Origin of the sequence: Bacillus sp. SD088 (genome assembly GCF_017355205.1) — a bacterium.
In the GTDB taxonomy this organism is placed as follows: Bacteria; Bacillota; Bacilli; order Bacillales; family Bacillaceae_C; genus Lederbergia.
Map to the genome: position 1 here is coordinate 392,765 of NZ_JADIJK010000001.1, position 21,958 is coordinate 414,722.

Annotated in this window: 18 protein-coding genes; 4 read left to right on the forward strand and 14 right to left on the reverse strand. The window is 39.4% G+C overall.

What is annotated here, in order from left to right:
• Nucleotides 1–12: 12 nt before the first annotated feature.
• Both IPU53_RS01580 and IPU53_RS01585 read left to right on the forward strand, forming a co-directional pair.
• Nucleotides 13–1,032 (forward strand): LLM class flavin-dependent oxidoreductase, encoded by a 1,020-nt coding sequence (locus tag IPU53_RS01580; RefSeq protein WP_207446757.1) that lies wholly within the window; start codon nucleotides 13–15, stop codon nucleotides 1,030–1,032.
• Between the two features lie 11 nt (nucleotides 1,033–1,043).
• A complete protein-coding gene (locus IPU53_RS01585) occupies nucleotides 1,044–1,670 on the forward strand; it encodes a phosphatase PAP2 family protein (protein WP_207446760.1) in 627 nt (208 codons plus the stop codon).
• 132 nt (nucleotides 1,671–1,802) lie between these two features.
• Here the strand turns inward: IPU53_RS01585 and IPU53_RS01590 are convergent, their stop codons facing one another.
• From IPU53_RS01590 to IPU53_RS01640, 11 genes are all read right to left on the reverse strand, one after another.
• Entirely contained in the window at nucleotides 1,803–4,298 is a 2,496-nt protein-coding gene (locus IPU53_RS01590; protein WP_207446762.1) for a phosphodiester glycosidase family protein, read from the reverse strand.
• Between the two features lie 36 nt (nucleotides 4,299–4,334).
• A complete protein-coding gene (locus IPU53_RS01595; RefSeq protein WP_207446764.1) occupies nucleotides 4,335–5,117 on the reverse strand; it encodes an HAD family hydrolase in 783 nt (260 codons plus the stop codon).
• 134 nt (nucleotides 5,118–5,251) lie between these two features.
• Complete coding sequence (locus tag IPU53_RS01600; RefSeq protein WP_207446766.1) at nucleotides 5,252–6,028, reverse strand: endonuclease/exonuclease/phosphatase family protein; 777 nt, start codon at nucleotides 6,026–6,028, stop codon at nucleotides 5,252–5,254.
• A 145-nt stretch (nucleotides 6,029–6,173) separates the two neighbouring features.
• The gene (locus IPU53_RS01605) at nucleotides 6,174–7,796 is read right to left on the reverse strand and encodes an extracellular solute-binding protein (RefSeq protein ID WP_207446768.1); all 1,623 of its coding nucleotides are present in this window, start codon (nucleotides 7,794–7,796) and stop codon (nucleotides 6,174–6,176) included.
• Between the two features lie 203 nt (nucleotides 7,797–7,999).
• Nucleotides 8,000–9,613, reverse strand: coding sequence for an extracellular solute-binding protein (locus tag IPU53_RS01610; protein ID WP_242697986.1), 1,614 nt, complete (start codon nucleotides 9,611–9,613; stop codon nucleotides 8,000–8,002).
• Nucleotides 9,614–9,650: 37 nt separating this feature from the next.
• Nucleotides 9,651–10,535, reverse strand: coding sequence for a carbohydrate ABC transporter permease (locus IPU53_RS01615; protein WP_207446770.1), 885 nt, complete (start codon nucleotides 10,533–10,535; stop codon nucleotides 9,651–9,653).
• A gap of 15 nt (nucleotides 10,536–10,550) precedes the next feature.
• Entirely contained in the window at nucleotides 10,551–11,510 is a 960-nt protein-coding gene (locus tag IPU53_RS01620) for an ABC transporter permease (RefSeq protein ID WP_374706778.1), read from the reverse strand.
• A gap of 112 nt (nucleotides 11,511–11,622) precedes the next feature.
• Entirely contained in the window at nucleotides 11,623–14,211 is a 2,589-nt protein-coding gene (locus IPU53_RS01625) for a phosphodiester glycosidase family protein (RefSeq protein WP_207446774.1), read from the reverse strand.
• A gap of 37 nt (nucleotides 14,212–14,248) precedes the next feature.
• Complete coding sequence (locus IPU53_RS01630; RefSeq protein WP_207446776.1) at nucleotides 14,249–15,007, reverse strand: Cof-type HAD-IIB family hydrolase; 759 nt, start codon at nucleotides 15,005–15,007, stop codon at nucleotides 14,249–14,251.
• Between the two features lie 206 nt (nucleotides 15,008–15,213).
• Nucleotides 15,214–15,963, reverse strand: a complete 750-nt coding sequence (locus IPU53_RS01635) for a glycerophosphodiester phosphodiesterase (RefSeq protein WP_207446778.1) — start codon at nucleotides 15,961–15,963, stop codon at nucleotides 15,214–15,216.
• A 284-nt stretch (nucleotides 15,964–16,247) separates the two neighbouring features.
• The gene (locus IPU53_RS01640; RefSeq protein ID WP_207446780.1) at nucleotides 16,248–16,751 is read right to left on the reverse strand and encodes an MgtC/SapB family protein; all 504 of its coding nucleotides are present in this window, start codon (nucleotides 16,749–16,751) and stop codon (nucleotides 16,248–16,250) included.
• Nucleotides 16,752–17,536: 785 nt separating this feature from the next.
• Between IPU53_RS01640 and IPU53_RS01645 the strand changes: the two genes are divergently transcribed.
• A complete protein-coding gene (locus IPU53_RS01645; RefSeq protein ID WP_207446782.1) occupies nucleotides 17,537–18,424 on the forward strand; it encodes a sugar phosphate isomerase/epimerase family protein in 888 nt (295 codons plus the stop codon).
• Between the two features lie 388 nt (nucleotides 18,425–18,812).
• Here the strand turns inward: IPU53_RS01645 and IPU53_RS01650 are convergent, their stop codons facing one another.
• Nucleotides 18,813–19,502: a copper homeostasis protein CutC gene (locus tag IPU53_RS01650; protein WP_207446784.1), complete on the reverse strand. Its 690-nt coding sequence runs from the start codon at nucleotides 19,500–19,502 to the stop codon at nucleotides 18,813–18,815.
• 23 nt (nucleotides 19,503–19,525) lie between these two features.
• A complete protein-coding gene (locus IPU53_RS01655; RefSeq protein ID WP_396019879.1) occupies nucleotides 19,526–20,524 on the reverse strand; it encodes an asparaginase in 999 nt (332 codons plus the stop codon).
• A 164-nt stretch (nucleotides 20,525–20,688) separates the two neighbouring features.
• On the opposite strand from IPU53_RS01655, the gene IPU53_RS01660 reads away from it, so the two are divergent.
• Nucleotides 20,689–20,811 carry a small acid-soluble spore protein P gene (locus IPU53_RS01660; RefSeq protein WP_207446786.1) on the forward strand — a complete coding sequence of 41 codons (123 nt, stop codon included), beginning with the start codon at nucleotides 20,689–20,691 and terminating at the stop codon, nucleotides 20,809–20,811.
• A 174-nt stretch (nucleotides 20,812–20,985) separates the two neighbouring features.
• Here IPU53_RS01660 and IPU53_RS01665 read toward each other — a convergent pair whose 3' ends face one another.
• Nucleotides 20,986–21,924, reverse strand: coding sequence for an ROK family protein (locus tag IPU53_RS01665; RefSeq protein ID WP_207446788.1), 939 nt, complete (start codon nucleotides 21,922–21,924; stop codon nucleotides 20,986–20,988).
• Between the last annotated feature and the right edge of the window lie 34 nt (nucleotides 21,925–21,958).

Consider the following 21,958-nt stretch of genomic DNA (forward strand, 5'->3'; position numbering starts at 1 on the left):
CTTATTAGGAGGATGCATATGGGTTACATAAAATATTTTCAAGGTGTTCCTTTATCTGTTTTAGATCTTGCCCCTATTACTGAAGGAAGCAATGCAACGCAATCTTTCAAAAATAGTGTTCAGCTAGCTCAGCTTACAGAAGGACTTGGTTTTCATCGGTATTGGTTGGCTGAGCATCATAATATGCCAGGGATTGCAAGTTCCGCTACATCTGTCTTAATTGGTCATATCGCTGGAGCAACGAAGCAAATACGTGTAGGTGCTGGTGGAATTATGTTGCCAAACCACGCGACTCTGGTCATTGCCGAACAATTTGGTACTTTGGAATCTTTATACCCTGGGCGGATTGATCTAGGACTTGGGCGTGCCCCTGGAAGTGATCAAGCAACAGCCTACGCTCTAAGAAGAACACTACAAAGTGGGGCGGAAGAGTTTCCAATGCAAGTAGAAGAGTTGGAGGACTATTTTTCGGGTAGCCCTTATGCCCGAGTTCGAGCTATTCCTGGAGAGGGATTGACTATTCCCATTTGGTTACTTGGTTCAAGCGGCTTTAGTGCTCGACTTGCCGCTCAAAAAGGATTACCTTTTTCCTTTGCCAGCCATTTTTCTCCAGACTATACTTTGCCAGCTTTACAAATCTACAGAGAAAACTTTCAACCCTCAGAGGCATTGGACAAACCCTATGCTATGCTTGGCGTGAATATTATTGCAGCTGAAACAGATGAACAAGCACAATTGTTATCAACATCTCAGCAGCAGCAATTTTTAAGCTTATCTCGAAATGAACCGACACAATTGAAGCCACCTATTGAGAATATGGAAGACATTTGGTCACCACTTGAAAGGGCTCATATCGAAAAAACACTTGATTCCCGGTCGACGATTGTCGGAAGTCCAGAAACGGTGCAACGAAAGCTCAAAGTGTTTATAGATGAAACAAAAGCTGATGAGATCATTATTAACTCACAAATTTTTGACCAGACAGCGCGGCTCCGTTCGTATGAAATTATCGCCGGGATGATGGATGAATAGGAATCTTGATCATGAAACGGACTTTCGTTTTCTTATGTCTTGTCATTTTCTTAGGCCTAGTATTTACTTATCAATCCCCTTTTCTAGCCTATTTTGATGTAAAAATTCTACTATTTTTTGAAGACATGCGTACACCCTTTCTTAATGGGTTATTTACGATAATAACGACAATTGGCTCGATTAAAGTTCTCTTTCCTTTGTGTATCTGTGTGTCCATTTATTTAGTTTTCAAAAAGTACTATGCTGAAGTCATCTGTCTGTGGATTTTGTTCTGGAGTTCAAGAGGTCTCAATTTTATTCTGAAGAAATGGATTGAGCGGGAACGCCCTGCTTTTCATCCATTAATCGAAATAGGAGAGTATAGTTTTCCGAGTGGCCATTCTATGAATGCAATCGTGGTGATTGGCTTTCTTTGTTATTTACTGACAACCAATTTCGTAATTAATAAGACGTGGCGAAGCAGTTGGTTTTTAATAACCGGGATCATTATTTTGCTTATTGTACTCAGTAGACTTTATCTCGGAGTGCATTATCTTACAGATGTCGTTGCGGGATTATGCATAGGTTATTTGTTACTCGTATTTTTTCTCCATTTTTTCCCTAGCGTACGCAAAAAATGGCTAGCAGACCGCCGTTAGCGAGTCCGCTAGCTTTCTTTAAAATTTCTATTAGCCATTGGAAGTGTTCATTAGCTTTTGCAAGTACCTATTAGCCATTAACATCCTGCTATTAATCGTTGCACGCATTTATTAGCTATTAACATCTTTCAATTAGCCGTTGAATGCTTCCACTGTCTTTCGGTTTAAATCTCTTTTTGCTTCTTTAGTAATCATTTGCTTATTCTTAGGGTCATTCACACGTTCTAGAAAATCATCGATGAACTTTTGTGCTTGCTTCTGTGAACCGTTATTTAAATGATGAGTGGTTTGTCTTAATTTATTGGTCAATTGTTTCCCCAGTGGGTGTTGAATATCACCCGATTGCATCATATCTTGCAATAATAACTCGATATTAGGCTTTTGCTCAGAATCCGCATAAATCGCTTCAAATTGATCGAAGTAGAGCAGTCCTGCTGTTTTGTTATTTTGATTCTTTTCTTCTAAAGCAAAGTAGCGTACTTTCAGTGGGAATACGGTCCCCTCTGGAACAGTTGCCTGGACATATTTCCAACCTGTCCAGTTCACTCCGCCAACAGTTGTCATATTCCACAAGGCATCCTGACCATTTCCATCTGTAATTCCCAATCGCAGATGATGATATTGTTGATCTCCATAGACCCAAACTCCAAATCGTGTCGGCTCTCCCCTCACCTCTTGTCCAAGTTCGCCTTCATCATCTAAAAATTGAATATATGCGGCTGATGTGCCTTCCGTTCCTGTATAATCATAGGTTAATTGTGCTGCTTTCTCTCCATACAATACATATTCAGGATCTGAGACAAGCGTCATCTTGACTGAACCAGGGACGGTCCGTACTTCATTCGAACGAATATGAGATTCATCTTCAAAATCCTCTATGATCGGGGACGGTCCTACTTCAACAGCCGTCTCAACACGGATATCTTGATATGTTGCCACAACTTTCCCAGTTGTTACATTGTTGCCGGTTAGCAATACTCCCTCTTCCGTGATCTCTCCAATGTCTCCTTCTACAGACCATTCAAGTACATCTGGAGAAATCATTATTTTTTCACCAGCTTCATCATACGCTTTTACAGAGAACGACTGTGACTTTCCGGACTCTATGACAAAAGAAGGCGGTGAAAGCCTTAACTCTGCAACCTCATCCGTGATCGTCACATCTTTCGTGGCGGAAACGTCATCTTTACTCACAATGATTTGTCCTTGTTTCTTTCCTTCTCCTGCTACAAACAAACCGGAACGGTCAATTTCTCCGATGTCTCTATCAACAGACCACTGTAATGATTTAGGCTCTACAGCTAGCGGATTACTATATTCGTCGTACCCTTTCGCTTCTATCCTCACTTTGCTTCCTGAAACGATTTTGAGATCAGCAGCAGGGGATAAACGAATACCTGCCAATTTTGATCGTTGTGGTGCCTTAGAGATGACTAATAAGGAACTACCAACAGGTCTTTCAGGCCCATCGGATGGGCGATTTTGTAATGTCGGCTTTTCATCACCAGGCTGTCTCACATAATAGGTGGTAGATCCACCTCCATCAATATTAATCGCATCTTCCATTCCTAGTGATTGTAAATACGCGGCAGCGCCTGGTAATGTCATACCATCCGAATGTCCTTCCTGTCTGCCATCAACTGCGAGTAGATATAACTTTCCAGCTTTGATAGCAAGCATCGTACGTGGATGCTTGTCTGTATTCTTTTTATCATCCTCCAATAATTCTTCCCAAATCTCTCCATCCTCTAATAAAACCGTCCCTAAAGTGGAATTACCTGAGACAACATCTTGTGCTTGATTGATATTTTTTGTGAAGTTTACATCGATACGAATCTCATCACCTACGGCTACATGACTTGTGATCCAATCTGCCTTTGCTCCTACCGCTGATACAACAATCTTTCCTTCCTCTAATTGTGTATCCGCTGTTTCTGCAATAGACGACACAATCCCTTGTAGCGTTTTTCCTGCTACAAAACGATCATTCCCTTTTCCCGTATCCACCACTACTTCTACTCCGCCTTCTGGAGTTTTCACAGATTCACCAAAACGATCATTGAATAAAAAGGCGCGATCATTATGTGTGGCCACTCGAGAACGATTGAGCATATCCAGCTCCAATACCTCTCCGTTCGTTGCCCTCAATTCCGCAGTCATTTCAACAGAATGCTCCATTTTAATAGAATGATCGGGAAAAGTAGCAACAAGCGCTTTTATACTACGAGGGGATGTATAAATTTCCCCGTCTACAATTTGTAATCCTGATGGAATCCCAACAGAGCTAAAGAAATCACCATTTACACCCGCAACAACCTGCTCACCTTGCTCTAGCATTTCATCAATCGTATTGCCTACTGTTTCTAAACCATAGACGTTTCCATTGGATGAGTACGGTGTGAAATGAACAAATGAATCTTGCGGATCCACTTCCATCATATGGAGAGAATTGACGGAATCTCCTTCTTTCAACTCAACACTTTCGTGATACACACCAGGGGAAACTTGGTACTCTGCTTTCGTGATAATTTCAGTATCTTCTTCTGCGTGTATCGTTACAGCATGATGTCCAATCATGATAGAAGTTAAAAGCAACATACTTATAAATAGCTTCAATCCTTTTCGCATGTGATCACCCTTTTAGAATTATTGGTACAAAAAATATTACAACTTTGTGGTTAGATTTGGTCTTTCCAACTCTATTTCAAGCAATTCCTGAATGGAATGAATAATCAATTTAGGCTGATAATGCTCCCTCGGAATAAGCTCCTCATAAATCTTTCTCTGAAAAATTCCTGTTAAATAGTCTTGTTGTTGCGCTCTTTGCTCTGGAGTAAGTGGCTTCAACGCATCTGGCATCCGATGGTCGATTAAGATGGATAATGCGCCTAGCTGATTCGCAAAATAAACATCATGGTCTAAGCGATCACCAACATGGGCAATTAATTCTCCATCTGCTAATAACGGATCTGCCATACTTATTGCCGGCTTGGAGCATCCCACCTTACAAGGTGTGATAACTCTATCGATATGTTCAGCCAACTGAATGGCTTTCATAACCGGATACTGGTATTTGTAATAGCCATTTGTGACCACTCCCAGTGAATAGCCCTTTTTCTTTAATGCAGCCAATACCGTTAAGGCATTACTCTCTAGTAAATACACCTTGGGATCCTCCGCATGCTTTTCCACTAATTCAGCGATATTGATTTTTAGTGGAATATTTTGCTCAACGAGAATCTGTTCTAAAATATCATCCCAGTTATAGGCAGCCGCAGCCCTCTTCTCTGCTAATCGTTTTTTATGCTCTTTTCTAATTTCTGGGAATATGCCAGCTTCTAGTGTGAGATGAGAGGCTACTAAACTTTCAATCTCAGGGAAAACCCATTTACTAAATGGATTTTGCAGAAGTGTTTCATCGAGATCGAACGTAATGTATTTATTCATCGATTTTTCCTTCTTTCCATTCACTTTTAAAATCTATGATAATCGAAGTACAGTTTGGTACGAGCTACCATTTTTCCATGGCGCAGATGAGCGGTCATGTTATATTCCCCAACAATCATCCGAATATCTGAAATCTATTTATTCTCAAATTGGCCTTGTACAGGATAATGATCAGAAATCCTATCTCCCTGATCATCCCGGATTACTATCGATGACGGATTCAGTTTTAACATCGCCTGATTGGCCAGCATATAGTCAATCCTTACATAAATGGGATCTTGTAACTCTCCTTTGATTTTCGTTGGCAAGGAGTAGTCCAAAGATTCACCTTTCCCAATGTCATGTAATCCTGCATCCAGTAAAGTTTGCATCGGTTGATAATTAATCTCTCCATCTAGGATATGTTGGCGTTTTGAGAATTTCCTTTGCAGCATCTTTTCTTTACTACGATTGTTTATATAGTAATCCTGATCAAGTGGTGATAATGTATTTAAATCTCCCATCAGCATAAGAGGCTCATGAATGGATTGAATATAATCGGCAATTTCTGTTGCTTCCTTCTCTCTAATCGTAGATTCAAATGGTGAAAGATGGGTAACGAGAAAATGAATCTCCTGGATTTTCACATGTAAAAGTCCATGGTGAAACGGAGCTTCATCGGTCATATATATGTTTTCAATTGGCCATTTAGAAGCTATACCGATGGAGAAACGACTGGATTCCATTCGATAAAGTAGTGTGTAAGGCAGTCCTAGTTTCTCCATTTCCTTCTGGAATTCCTCTTCTGTCCAATCATTCATTTCATTGAAGCCAGCAATATCGTAATCTTGCTGCTTCAACCAGTTAAAAAGCATGGCATAACGTTCATCTGTTCGACAACCATCCAAGACATTGTATTGTACGATTTTCACTATCCACATCCCCTTCCATCTCTATACAATCTAAATTTTTACCGTTTTACGCATTCGCGAAAGCATTCCTGTGCATCTTCAAAACTATTAACTTTCAATAACAGAACCAGGGATGGAAGCTGCCTCCCATCCCCCTTCCCTTACATTACTCAGCTTGTTCTTGGTAACGATCATATGCTTGTTGATAAATGTCCATATATTGCTCCAATCCAACCTTTTTCACTGTTTCAACATACTTATCCCACTCATCAAATGATGTTTTTCCGGTAATAAATTTGGCTTGAGCTTCAATCACAAAATCTTCAATATCTGTTCCAACAGAAGACATGATCTCACTTTCTTCATTAGTATAGTTAAATGGAGGCCAAATTTCCTCAGGCTGATCATCGACAAACTTCTCAGCGGCAGCTTTAGAGGATTCCAAACCTTCTGATCCTTTAAAATAAGCTTCCTTTACAATGCCCGGATACGTAACACCACGCCAAGTCAAATACTTGGAGATCGCTTCTACATAAGATAGACCATCCGGGTTTTCATTAATAAGATCTGAATATTCTACAGAACCATCTTCATTTTCAACATAGGTTTCACCTTCGATACCCATGAAATAGAATTTACTCCCTTCATCTCCATAAAAATAATCTAACCAACGCACTGTTTCTTCTGGATACTGATTTTTATCTGTGATCGAGAAGGCACCAGAATGAACAAGCGGAGCACGATAGTTCGAATATAGCTTATCGCCGTGCGGCCCTTCTAAAGTATTCGCACCAATATATTCTTCACGGCCATATCCAGATTCCGGATTTGTCGTCAATGTTGCCGCAAATAAACCATCTGTTCCACGAGCATTCGTTTGTTCCGATTTAACTGTGTATAAATCTTCAATAATTAAGCCTTCTGAATAAAGTTTATTCAAATATTGGAGCATTTCTTTATAACCGTCATCAATTGGGATAAATCTTAACTCATTGGTCTCAGGATCGACATCGACATATTGATGCGCTACTCCTCTATTTCCTAATCCAAATGAACCTTTAAAGTGATTAATTAGATTTGAATCCCCACTTGCACTTAAACCAATTTCATCGGACTCACCGTTACCATTAGGGTCCTGTTCTTTTGCTGCTTTAAGATATTCATAGAATTCATCTAGGGTCTCTGGCTCTTCCATATCCAATGCTTTTAGAAAATCTTCGTTAATCCATAGTTTCCAACCCGCCATAACAGAGGTAAACTCTGGGTCAAATATCCGAGGAAATGAGTAAATATTTCCGTCCGGCATCGTAATTCCTTGTTTAATATCAGGGTTTTCATCCAAGATTTTCGTTAAATTTGGGGCATACTTGTCAATTAAATCATTTAACGGAATCAGAACTCCTTGTCCTCCGTACGTAATTAAATCTTGTGTAGACAAACCAACACTATGAAAAGCATCTGGATAGTCTCCACCCGCAAGCATTAAGTTGGTCTTTTCTTTCAACCCATCTTTGGAGATCATTTCCCATTTAATATCCATGTTCGTCATTTCTTCATATTTGTTATACACAAGGATATCATTCCAGTCTGGTGCTGCGTCTGCTGGCGCAACAAATGTAAGCTCGATCGTATCATTCACGATCGGAAAGCCCTCTTCGTTAAAATTATCAGCTTTTGCTTCATCATCTTTCTCTTTTTCTCCTCCTGCAGAGTCGCTACTACAAGCTGCTAACAAGGTAAAGATCAACAATAATCCAACCGCAAAGATCGAAAACTTTTTAAGCTTCAAGATAAAACCCCTCCTAGTGCTAATTATTTATATAAAGGTGAGACTGAGCCATAACTAAAATGCTGAACTCCAAAGCCGAACAATGCATTACCTTAGCGAAGTCTATTTCCCAAGTGCGTTATATGCACCATGGTAGTTCGTTCTTTGGTGAAAACTATTTTGTCTCAGCCCCATAACCCCTCCAACGAAATATTCTTAGAAAATTATTCAGCTTGTTCTTGATAGCGATTATAGGCTTCCTGATAAATGTCCATATATTGCTCCAAGCCAATCTTTTTCACTGTCTCTACATACTTATCCCATTCATCAAATGAAGCTTTCCCTGTTATAAATTTAGCTTGGGATTCAGTCACATAATCTTCGATATCCGTTCCAACAGAAGACATGATTTCACTTTCTTCATTCGTATAGTTAAATGGTGGCCAAATTTCTTCTGGTTGATTTTCTTTAAACTTTTCAGCTGCCTCGTTGGAAGTCTCTACTCCAAAATAATCTTGCTTTACAAATGCTGGATATGGACCTGCTCGCCAAGTCAAATACTGAGATATCGCTTCAGTTCGAGTGAGTCCATCGGGATTTTTCTCAATAATATCTGTGTACTCAACTATTCCGTCTTCATTTTCTTCATAGGTTTCTCCTTCAATCCCCATGAAAAAGAGCTTACTTCCTTCATCACTATAGAAATAATCGATCCAACGCACCGTTTCTTCAGGATATTGATTTTTATCTGTTATTACAAAGCCGCCTAAATTGTTAAGTGGCGAGCCATAATTTGAATGGATCTTATCACCATAGGGACCTTCCAACGTCAGAGCACCGATGTATTCATCACGGCCATATCCCGTTCCAGGGTTTGTCGTGATGGTCGCCGCAAACAACCCATCTGCTCCCCTTGCATGAGTTTCCTCTGATTTGACCGTATATAAATCTTCAATAATCAGTCCTTCTGAATATAATTTATTTAAATATTGAAGCGTTTCTTTATACCGATCATCGATAGGAATAAATCTCAGCTCATTGGTTTCAGGATCGATATCGACATATTCATGTGCTATTCCTTTGTTACCTAATCCAAATGACCCTTTAAATATATTGATAAGGTTGCCATCACCACTTGCGCTTATGCCAATTTCGTCAGCCTCTCCGTTCCCATTAGGATCCTCTTCTTTTGCTGCTTTAAGATATTCATAGAATTCGTCTAAGGTCGTCGGCTCTTCCATATCCAATGCTTTTAGGAAATCTTCATTAATCCAAAGTTTCCAGTTAGCCAAAACCGAGTGAAAATCGGGGTCATAAAGTCTGGGAAACGAGTAGATATTTCCATCTGGCATCGTGATTCCACGCTTCACATCCGGGTTCTCATCCAAGATTTTCTTAAAATTAGGGGCATACTTATCAATTAAATCATTGAGTGGAAGCAGGACCCCTTGCCCACCATAGGTGATTAAATCCTGTGTAGACAAACCAACACTATGAAAAGCATCAGGGTAATCTCCACCAGCAAGCATTAAATTGGTTTTTTCTTTCAAGCCTTCTTTTGAAATCATTTCCCATTCGATATCTACGTTGGTCATTTCTTCATATTTGTTGTATATCAGGATATCATTCCAATCAGGGGAATCCGATGAAGGTGCAACAAACGTCAGCTTAATTGGATCATTTACAATCGGAAAGTCCTCTTCATTAAAATTCGCCTTTGCTTTCTCATCTTTCTCCTTTTCTCCTTCCTTTCCTGCAGAGTCATTACTACAAGCCGCTAACAAGGTAAAGATCATTAACAATCCAAGCACAAAGGGCGAAACCTTTTTAATCTTCAAGACTTAACTCCTCCTAAAAATTTTTATATAAAGGTGATTAGCCCTTAAGCGAACCAATCATAACCCCTTTAACGAAGTACTTTTGAACAAATGGATACATAATCAAGACGGGAATATTAGCTACGACAACAAGTGCATATTTCATTCCCTCTACAGACATCGCTTGTTGAACTACCGACTCTACCATTGTGGCATCCATATCTGCTACATCCTCTTGAATCAAAATTTCCCGTAAAATTAGTTGCAAGGGGAATTTGCTGCGATCTGTTAAGTAGATCAAACCATCAAAGAATGAATTCCAATGAGTAACTGCATAAAACAACGTCATAACGGCGATAATCGGGGTCGAAAGTGGCAAGACAATTCTAAACAGCGTCTGTAGATTCGAACACCCATCAATATGAGCGGCTTCTTCAATTTCATTGGGAATGCTTGTCTGAAAAAAGGTTCTCATAATAATCAAGTTATATACTGAGATAGCACCAGGAATGACCATAGCCCAAATTGTATTTAACATATGAAGATCTTTTATGACTAAATAAGTAGGGATCATCCCACCGCTGAAAAACATCGTGAAGATCAGCAAGGCTGTTATCACATTCCGTCCAAATAAGTTTTTCCTTGACAGAGCATATGCTCCGGCGGTTGTCATCATCAAATTGATAACCGTCCCTACCCCTGTATAAATAAACGTATTTAAGTATCCACGCATTACATCATTGTTTTTGAACACTTTGGCATAACCGTCAAAAGTAATTTCCTTAGGTAATAAGCGAATCTCCCCTTTAAGCAATAATTCTGGGTTACTAATGGAGGCGCTAAGGACAAAAATTAACGGATAAATGACAATTACTAAGATAAGACAAAGTAATAAAAAATTCACAATCCCAAAGGTGCGGTCTCCAATTGATTGTTTTTCCATTCTCTCATTCCCCCCTTACCACAGACTTGTTTCGCTGACTTTACGCGATATTTGATTTACAACAACAAGTAAAATAAAACTAATGATTGAATTAAACAAGCCAACCGCAGTCGAATAACTATACTGCGCACCCATAATCCCCGTTTTATAAACATGTGTAGCAATAACATCGGAAGCCTCTACATTTAATGCGTTTTGCATGAGGAACACCTTCTCAAACCCTACGCTAATAATATTTCCGACATTTAGGATAAGAAGTATGATAATGACTGGAACAATGGCCGGAATATTAACATGTCTAATTCGCTGAAGCCGACTGGCTCCATCCATTCTTGCTGCTTCATGTAATTCTGGAGGTACACCCGCCAATGCTGCTAAATAAATGATTGAACTCCATCCCATTTGCTGCCACACATGGGAAAGAACATACACAGTCTTAAACCAAGCAGGCTCTGTCATAAATGAGATTGGTTTTAGACCAATAGCAGATAATAAGTTATTGACCATTCCATATTGCGGGTTTAGAAATAAAAACAACATACCCACAATCACAACGGTTGATAAAAAGTGAGGAGCGTAGGTCACATTTTGCACGAGCTTTTTAAATCGATTCAGACGCACCTCATTAATCATCAAGGCAAGAATAATCGGAATTGGAAAGGCAACCGCTAATTCATATAACCCAATGCCCAATGTATTTTTGATTAACCGCCAGAAATAATAACTATCAAAGAAACGTGTAAAATGTTTCATGCCAACCCATTCACTGCCAGTAATACCTTTTGTCGCAATAAAATCCTTAAATCCGATTTGAACACCGTACATAGGGATATATTTAAAAATAATAAAATAGGCTAAGACTGGCACAAGGAGTAGATAGATATCCCAATTATTGAAAATTCTCCTCCGTATGTTAAATTTCTTTTTTATTTTCACATCTGTATTTTGTTGTTTATCAATGTAAGTACTCTTCATTGTCATTCACCCCTTATTCCAGTTTGGAATTATACCTAAGCGCTTTGCCTTATGTGCCCCCTTACAGAACTCAATGTGAACTCATTATAATAAATCAATTTGATTTTTTAATTCAGCTTTCGTTAAGATTTTGTAAAGGTGTACTCACAAATTCCCAACTAGCCTTTGGTACCATTGGATTCCCACACATATCCGCGGCCTCAATGACCACTTGATGGACAATCCTATTTTTGCTAGGAGAAAGCTGGACAGATACTTGCCCTGTTGCAGGATTAAATGTATGATCGACCAGTTGTTCATTAATCCATACTTGAATCGAAGAAGGATCCACCCCACTTTCTTCATCCTTAAGGATGAGACTAACTAGTGGATGATCGTCTTTTACTGTTTGATTTGGAGCAGGTGTAGGATGACTATACACAGGTCCTTCCAAATCTTCTTCAACCTTGACATACTCAGCTCTTAGATGATCAAAATAGAGCACGCCAGCATTTTTATTGGCGTCATTCGTTTCCGTAATAAATACATAGCGAACTGTAATAGGAAAAGCCGTATTTTCTCCGATATCAGCATAAACATATTTCCATCCTGTCCAATCCAAACCACCTGGCTCTGTTAAACTTAAAGACCGGCTCTCCCCATTTGCATCGGCAATACCTAGGCGTAGCCAATGACAATTAGAATCGCCATATACCCATAATCCAACTCGATAAGGTTCTCCTTCAATTTCTAATCCCTTTTTTCCACCATCATCTAGAAATTGGATTACTGCTTTCGAAGCACCCGATATATCTGTAAAGTCATAGGTTAATTTCCCTGAAAAAGTTCCAAAACGAACTGGTTCTGGTCTAGGTGCTAACGTCAATGTAACGGAATCGTCCACTGCCTTCTCCCCGTATACAGTGAGTCCTTGCAATGAATCAAATTTGGCTAAAGTGACTGGTGGCTTTCCTACACTGACTTGAATGCTTACTTCTAAATTTTTATATTTTGCAATGATTTTCCCTTGGTTGATTTCTTGGCTAGCTTGTAAAACACCCGTTTCCGAGACAGTACCAATTCCTCCTTGCATTAACCATTCTATTTGATCATGAGAAACCCAAACCTTGTTGCCTTCTTCGTCAAAGCCGCAAACATCTATTTCGACTTCACCACTAGGTTCTACAACAATTGTAGTTGGATTTACTTCTAATCGAGTAATTTCTTCCACTACTTGAATCGAACTTTGGTGGGAAACCGCTCCTGAGCGAATGTTAAGCTCGCCAATCCCCTCCGTTGTATATGCTCTAAACGTCTCCTTTCCCTCCATATATCCAATATCACCATCCACTGACCAAGTGAGTGTGGATGGGCGAACCGTAACGGCGTTGCAAAAACGATCTTGTCCTTTTACATCCATTTGGACTTTACTCCCTGACAACACTCGGATTGGAGACTTCGGTTTAACAACTAAAGTATTTAACGGAGATACAGGTGCGATTGTTTCGAAAAACAAGCCATTACCTACGGCTCTTTCAAATCCATCAGAAGGGCGATTGATCACTGTTGGTTGCGCATCTCCTGGTTGTCTGATATAACAGGTCGTCGAGCCACCTCCATCAATATTAATGGCTGCTTCCATTCCAATACTTTGCAAATACTCGGCTCCTTCCGCCAATGTGATACCTCTCGAATGGCCTGGTTGTCGACCATCTACAACAACGATATATAAACTACCCTGTTTCATTGCGAGCATGGTACGCGGATGTCGGTCACGATTAAGTGGAATCTCTGGATCAAGTATTTCTTGAGATATTTCCTTATTCTTTAAAAGTACAAAGCCCAAAGTGGAGTTACCTGAAATGATATGACGTGCTTCATTTAGACCTTGATTCAATGAAACATCAATCGCAACTTTATCACCGATCTTCACCTGCTTTTCGATCCAGTCTGCTCCAGATCCACTCACGGATAGTACAAGTTTTCCCTTTTCTATCGAAGTATTAGCAGATTGATGAATGGATTCCACTACTCCTATCATTTGTTTATTAGAAAAGACACGTTCATCTGGCACTTGAATAACAAGTTCCATTACACCTTCGGGAGTGCGGGTTGAAGAACCGAACCGATGATTATAGAGAAAAGCATGATTTGTATGCTTCAAGTACCTTGCACGATTAATGGATTCTATCTCCTGTTTGTAACCGCATTCAAACTCGAAATATGCATTCATCCTTACTTGGTCCTTTAATAAAACTTGCCCATTTGTCATAATTGCTAATAAAACTTTGATCATGGAGGGTGAGGTAAATATCTCACCATTGCACATTTGTAATCCCGTTGGCACTCCTATCCAACTAAAGAAGTCACCATTTACCCCTGCCACGACATTTTTTCCCTTTTCAATAAGCTCCTGCTGCATATTCCCAACTGTTTCTAAAAATTCAACTTTTCCTTTAGATGAAAATACAATTGGATTAATATACTGATTGTGTGGATCCACTTGAAGAACATGGATAGATTGCTGGTACTTCTTGTTTTGTAAAATTTTATGAGAATGAGTCATACCTGGTGCTACCTGAAAAGTCTCTTCCTTCTGTATACACCAGGGTGACTCATTCAGAACTTCTCTTTGACTAGTACCATTTTCACTTTCAGATCTTGAACTTTCAAATACACTAATCTGCTCTGGTGTATTATTTGTTTTGTTTGACTTGAGCAATTTCTCATCCCCACTTCGTACTAAATTATCTAAAATGTTATGCCTTTACCGGAGAGTATGATCCCAATAAATAACGCTCAATGGCTTTGGCTACACCATCCTCTTCATTCGACTCCGTCACCACATCTGCAATTTGCTTTAGCTCTTCATCCCCATTTTCCATGGCAACCCCCAGGCCTGCTGCACGAATCAAACGCTGATCATTCAGATTATCTCCAACAGCCATCACTTGATCCATCGTGATACCTAGAAGTTCGCAAACTCTTCGTACTCCCGTTTCTTTGGAAATTCCCTTTAACGATATTTCTATATTAATAGGAGCGGAGCGTGTTATTTCTATGCTCTCCCTATTTTGTAATAATTCTCTTAATTTCTGAATCTCATCATGATCGGCATGATGCATACCAAACTTTAACCAATCTCTCTCAAACATTTCATCCGTCCAATCTTTTTTATGTGTAAGGCTTTCTACACTATACCCCCAGAACTTTGCTCCTGCCCCCATCGCTTGTTCATGGAGCCAACGAATATCATCCCTACTGATAAAATGACGTTCCCATAATTGACCAGGACCTTTCCATATTTCCGCACCATTCACCATAACCATCGGTGCATCAAGGGCTAAATCGTCCCAAATGGCTCCAGCAGTTTGAATTCCCCGGCCTGTTGAAAAGATAACCGTTACACCTTCATCTACTGCTTTTCGAATCCATTTTCTTGTTGCTTCTGTTATTTTCTTATCATCTGTTAAAACGGTTCCATCTAAATCAAGCGCTAACAATTTATAATTAGCCATTTAAAATTAACACTCCTTACATTTTCTCCAGACCGCTATCATTCACACTCTCTTGTAAATATCATAAATCAATTTGATTGATTAAATCATAAAGTAAAAATAAAACAATTTCAAGACCTCTTCTAAAATTTTATGAAATTTCTGCTTCCCATTTTATTTTAAAATAGAATGGGAAGCTAAAATCCATCCTTACAATAGCCATAACGTTATAAGTATTTCCACTCTTTCTTCTCTACTTCTCTCAATATTTTTATTGCCTTTTCAGGGTAATCAGTAAAAATAGCGGCCACTTTTGCTGTGAAGAAGTTTGTCATATCTTCTTCTTTGTTAATAGTAAATACCCTCACTGGGAATCCCTTTTGTTGCGCCTCTGCAACCTGTTCACGCTCTGTCTCAGGACGATACGTGTGCAGGGCTTTTGCTCCAATTTCCGCTGCATACTCCCAAGGGTTTTCGAACTTTTTCATATATAAAATAGCACATTCAAGCTCATTGTTCATCGAGATAACCCTTTTTAGAGAATCATGATTAAAGGAGGAGACGATTGATCGATGAATAGACTGATATTCTTCGAGTTCTTGAATCATTTTTTTCTCGATCCCCGTATCTTCTTTAACAGGATTCTTAATTTCAATATTTAATTCTATATCAGTATTTTGAAGTAACGCCAATACTTCTCGAAAGGTGGGGATGGTTTCACCTGTAAATTCAGATGAGAACTTTGAACCAGCATCAAATGCTTTCACTTCTTCGACTGTATAATCTCTAACTTTTCCTGTTCCATTTGTAGTGCGGTCCAATGTATAGTCATGAATAACAACTAATTCATCATCCCTCGTGAGTTGAATATCCAATTCAATTCCATCGACTCCAAGTCTAACTGCCTCTTTAAAAGCAGCGATCGTATTCTCAGGATGTGTTCCAGAACTACCACGGTGTGCAAATATTTTTGTCATCAATATAAACTCCTTTATTGAGGATGTTCAAAAAGTCCGGTAAACATGACACTTCGAGTTTCTTCGTTGGCTCGCTTTTCCGCTCCTCATGTACCTACTGTCGTACATTCCGGTGCTCAAAGCTTCGCCGCCTCGAACTTTCGACGTACAGGATGTACTAGTGTCGGTGTTGCTGACAGGACGTCAGCGTTTTTAACCAACTCGGTCCTTTTTATCCTCCTTTTTGAACACGTACTTATTTGGGAATATTCCATCTTTATCTTATATGACTTAACTCTCTTTGACTATGATTCAATATCAATTTCTCCTTCCTTATGACTTTCTAGTTTATTCTTTTCTAATAGAAGTCCAACATTTGTGATTAGAAAGGAAACGACAACAGCGCAAATGACAATTGCATAAAAGCCGGCCCCTATTCCTATGCCAACACCTCCAGCAAATAAAATCATAGCCGCTGAGGTGAGTCCAATCACTTTAAGTCCATCCTTCAAGATCATTCCTGCGCCCAAAAACCCTAGGCCGGAAACAATTTGAGCGGCCAAACGCATCGGATCCATCATTTTCCCACTATTATGTTCACTTAGCATATCCGCACTTTGGATAGAAATAATCGTAATCAATGTGCAAGCTACACAGACATATGTATACGTTTTGATCCCAGCGGGTTTGCTTTTAAATGATCGATCTAAGCCAATTAAAAAGCCAAGAACAGCACTAATTACAACACGCACAAACATCTCTTGATGACCCTGAATGTATTCTTCAAATAAATAATGTAAAAATGACATACTATTCCTCCCATTGTCTAGTCAGTGTTCCTAATCAAATTAAAATACCTGCCATGCAAGAGGGAGAATGTACATTTAAAACCGACATGGTCCACTCGTTCATCATTGCGGTCTTAAAAAGGCTAATGTTGATTCCACTAGATAGAAAGCCCATGAAAAACAGGGCGTTCTAAATGGATTTTGCAGATGGGCTAACAATCAGTTTGTATGAAAAGAAGTGCATTAGGACGATTAAAGAAAAGAAAAAACCCTTAAAAAAACTTAATAGACTTTAATGCTGAAATGGAGTCCATTAAACTTTTTTAAGGGTTCTCTTCTTCTCTACCCGAAATATTAACAAAAGATGATTTGCACACTCCACAACCTGGTTGCGCTTTCACTATATTATATAGATACATCCTTTCCCTGTCAATCATTTTTTTAATCTTTCAATGGAGTTACTTTCCACCAATCCATATAGACATCCGCCAATGTTTGCAGTAGAATGAAGGCGCATCCTAAGTTGTTTTTATTCTGTTCCCAACATCGATACCTATTCCACGACTGGATAAAGTGAAACTTCAATCAGTGGGGGTTTTCCTTCATCCCCCCACTGATTGTTAGTTGAACCAATCGGGCTTTTACGGGCAGTGTATCCCCCACCTATGCTTCTCCGTATTTTCTAAAGCCCTGAGGTGGGGGTATTACTGCCCGTTAATGCGGGATAAAAAAGATTATAAGTAAATTTGCCGTTGGAAGAATCATGCGTAACACTATATTTACAATAAAGATAGGATGATAAATTTATGAGATTATCAACAACGACCCATATTTTTGGAACTAGACCTGATGGAAGTTACCCTTCTTATAAGGATTCAATTAAAAGATGTGTAGATATTGGTTTCAACGTGTTAGATATCCACTTTTGCCAAGCAATCAATGGGAGAACAGAATTAGTGAAGGAAAATTGGCAAGAGATCATCGAGGATGTACGAAATGAAGCTGATAAAATGGGCGTCGAATTTACTCAGTCGCATCCTGTGTTTATCAAAGGCCATATTAAAAATTATAAAGAGGATTTCCAAGCACATTACCAGGAAATGATGAGACGTTCGATTATAGCCAGTTCGATTCTTGGTGTTAAATGGGCAGTATTGCATCCTTTAGAGGATCGAGAAAAATCTCCATTTGATGTGGAAGCCAACATTCAGGCAAATATGGAGATGCATGATTTTGTTATAGAACTTGCAATGAGGCACAATGTCGGGATTGCCTATGAAAATATGATTGAAGGACCAAAAACAAAACGTCGCTTTTGCAGCGAAGCAGGGGAATTAGCCACTTTAGTTGACGCCTATCAGGATTCTCACATTGGAGCTTGCTGGGATTTTGGGCATGCTAATTTTCTTTATCAGGATCAAAGCCAGGCCCTTCGAACTCTTGGTAAACGTTTAAAAGCCATCCATGTCAATGATAATGATGGAGCAGGTGATGATCATCTGTTTCCCTTTCATGGAACAGTCGATTGGCATCAGCTCTTACCTGTCTTAAGAGAAATTGGTTATGAAGGGGATTTCACCTATGAAACACATAAAGAAACCATTCGACTACCAGACCATCTACGAGATCAAATCGCTAAAACGGGCTATGATATTGGACAGTATTGTCTTTCTCTTATTGATGGCGAGAACTAAGAGAGTTACCATATTACAGCCGGAAAAATCCCTATCCATCCGTAAATTTACCCTTTATAAAGGACATTTACTAGCTGGAGTAGGGATTTTTCTATTTTGGCTTTATTAAGAAGAGCGCTCCGAACTCTGCTTACCCGATTTATTGCTTTTTCAGGTGCGTAGCGCCACTCTACGAACCTTTTTGCACTGATTTTCTGCTCTTTTAGGTGCGTAGCACACCCTACGAACCCCTTTGCACTGATTTTCTGCTCTTTCGAGTGAATAGCATCATTTTCGGACGTAGCCATCTGGTCGCTGCCACTGCTTTTGCTTTGAATTCCGTCTCCGGAAACGGTAAGCTGGCTTTAATTTCCCGGACATAAACAAAATTAAAATACGCTCAAAGGTATTATTTTAATACCTTGTGGAGTATGCTCATTTTTTCTCTATCAAAGGTGTTTATGAAGGAATCATCCACTCTTACACCCTTCCCAAAATGAAATTGGGAAGCACCAACTTGTGTGTGGATTTCTTCGATATTATCAGGGTGCAGTCCCCCACCTAATAAAATATCAGGCCCATTTTGTTTTTTTGAAAGCTGCACTAATGATTGTAATGCTGTAACCCCTTCTGAACACGAGGGCTTTCCACCAGATGTTAAGATGCGTTTTACATGTTCTTTATATGGAACTAATGCTTCATACGCCTCTGTCAATGAGCGAACTTCGTCAAAGGCCCGATGAAAAGTGATATCTAAGTCTGGGTGCGCGTGAATAATAGACTCAATAAACGACAAATTCAGCGTATGATCAGGTTGAATAGCTCCGATCACGATTCCCTTTACCCCCAGTTCATGTAAGTACTTTATATCCTCCAGCATCACTTTTAATTCATTATCCGAATATATATGGCTATAGCCATGAGGGCGAACCATAACTTGAACCGGAATGAAAACATGGTCGAGTACACTTTTTACCACACCATAACTGGGAGTTAAACCACCTTCTTCAATTCCAGAAACAAGCTCCAGTCTGTCAACAGCCAGTTCCTCGGCCTTTATCGCATCGACAAAATTTTGCACAATTACTTCAATTTGCACGGATATTACCTCCTGCATTTATTTTACAGTGAAAACACTGTTTCTACTTTTCCTACTTCTTCGCCTGCATCATTTTTGACCACAGCTGGTCGTAATGCCTTCAAAGATGCAATCGTATTTTTATTACTGTAGCCGATTTGCTCCAAGATGGAGGCCAGAATATTCGGCCATACTTCTTCTGAACCACTTAATACCTTTAATGAAAAAGCTATTCTTTCCTTTTTCAAACCAAAACAGTAGACACCTTGCGCTCCACCTTTTGCTACGATATTAGAGTCTCTTAACAAAACAGAACAGACAAAATGCTCAGAAGCAACAATATCGGGGTTTTCGTTCATTAATTTCGTCATTTGGATCACGGCATCTCTTATTTCTTTATCTTCGATTAAATCTGGACAGGCAAGCTTTAAATATGTAATTGCCATGTTCTTAAGTGGTATAGCAAAGACTGGAACACCACAGCCGTCTACACCTGTTTTTATTTTGTCTTGAGAAATCTCAGCCAGACTTGAAAGAATCGCCACAATTTTTCGCTGAAGCGGGTGATCCATTTGCCAATAATCTTCAAGGGGGTAACCGAGCACTCGACATACTGCAAGAAAACCTAAATGTTTCCCGGCACAATTATGGTATAGTCTTCTCTTTTCTTGTCCATTTCGAATCATTTCATCTCTTGGCTCTGAATTTAGAGCAAGCGATGCTGCACAATACAAATCCGTTTCTGCTACTGGTATTTTCCCCAGCAATGACTCCAAAGCTGCTATATGATAAGACTCTCCACGCTGAGATGCTGTAAATAAGGTAGCTTCTTCGTTTGTTAGCTGATATTTTTCCTTCACACCTGTCATAAAAGCTGGAATAGCCTGAATCGGTTTAGCAGCAGAACGATAATAGACATATTGTTCTACATCGCCCACTTGATACAGCGTTTCAAATTGATCACTGACTCCACAGATCAACCCGTCATGAATATTTTCAACTAATCCAGCTCTTGTTTCTTCTATTAATGAACTCATCATGATGACTTCCTCTCTTATGTAACGATTGACTAAATTATACACGTTTCTACGCTCTTCATCATTCTTTACTGAAATTTAAGAGAGAAACGCTTATTTTTGATAATTTAAGACTCATATGGAAATTATAATGTTAGGATTTCAATGAAAGTCGATTGGAGGTAAGCATAATGGCGAAAAGTCAACGTAAAGACAATGCCAATCGTTCAGGACAGCCTGAACCTTTAAACGGCTCTAAAAAAGTGAAAAATAAAAACCACTCCCGTCAAAATCATGCAGGGAAGGGTATGTAGCAAGCTCTTTGAAAGAGGCTGGGACAAAAGTATTCGGTGTATATATTTCGCTTAGATAGTGCATTGTTCGTTTTTGGAACTTAGCGTTTTAGTTATGTCCCAACCTCTTCCTACGATTAGTCAAGTGAAAATTAAAAGAGAATCAAGGATTTCTCAAGGTCATAATCCCAATCATTATGCTTTTTTGTTATATAACCATGCTTGCATGGCAGCACCAATCAAACCTGACTCATTCTCAAGCTCGGAAATTTTAATTTCCACATTATCTACCAATGATCGCATTCCCATCGTGTTGATTTCCTCTTGGACCAAATCAATGATCCATTGTCCCTCATTCATTACGCCTCCACCTAATACGACTACTTGAGGATTGAATAAGTGAATAAGATTAACTATGCCATAGCTAAGTCCATGAATCATGGTCTGAATCACCTGCTTAGCAATCGGGTCCTTTTGTCGATAAAGTGCAAACACATCACGACTTGTTACATCAGTAGAGAGCCCCAGCTCTTGCCGGGCCATCTGCATTCTTTTGCCTATCCATGTTCCCGAAGCGTACGTTTCTAAACACCCCTTCAGTCCGCAATTACATGTTTCCCCATTTATATCAATCGACATATGACCAAGCTCGGCACCTCCACCCCACACGCCTCTATGTAGCTCGCCGTTTGAGAGAATGCCCCCGCCTATTCCTGTACCAAGGGCAAGGCATATCACCTCTTTGTGACCTTTCGCTGTACCGAAAACGGATTCAGCTAAAGCCAGTACATTTACATCATTGTCTACAAACACAGGTAAATCTGTATATGTGGCAATGTTCTCCCGAAGATTGACTCCATTCCAATCTTTAATATTCGGTGTTCCTGAGATCACCTTTCCTTCATAAAAATGGACTTGTCCAGCCGTCCCAATTCCTATTCCATCAAGTTTGATTTTGTGGGAATCAGCCCACTCTATTAATTCCAAAATAATTGTCTTTAATAAAATGAGAATTTCCTCTTTTCCCATCTCTGGGGTCGGGACTGTTTTTTTAAAAAGAACTTCTCCCTCGCTGCCGACAATTCCTGCAGCTACTTTCGTACCGCCAATATCTAGACCGATCCCATAAACCATTGATTACACTTCCTATCTTTTCAAATCAATAAAT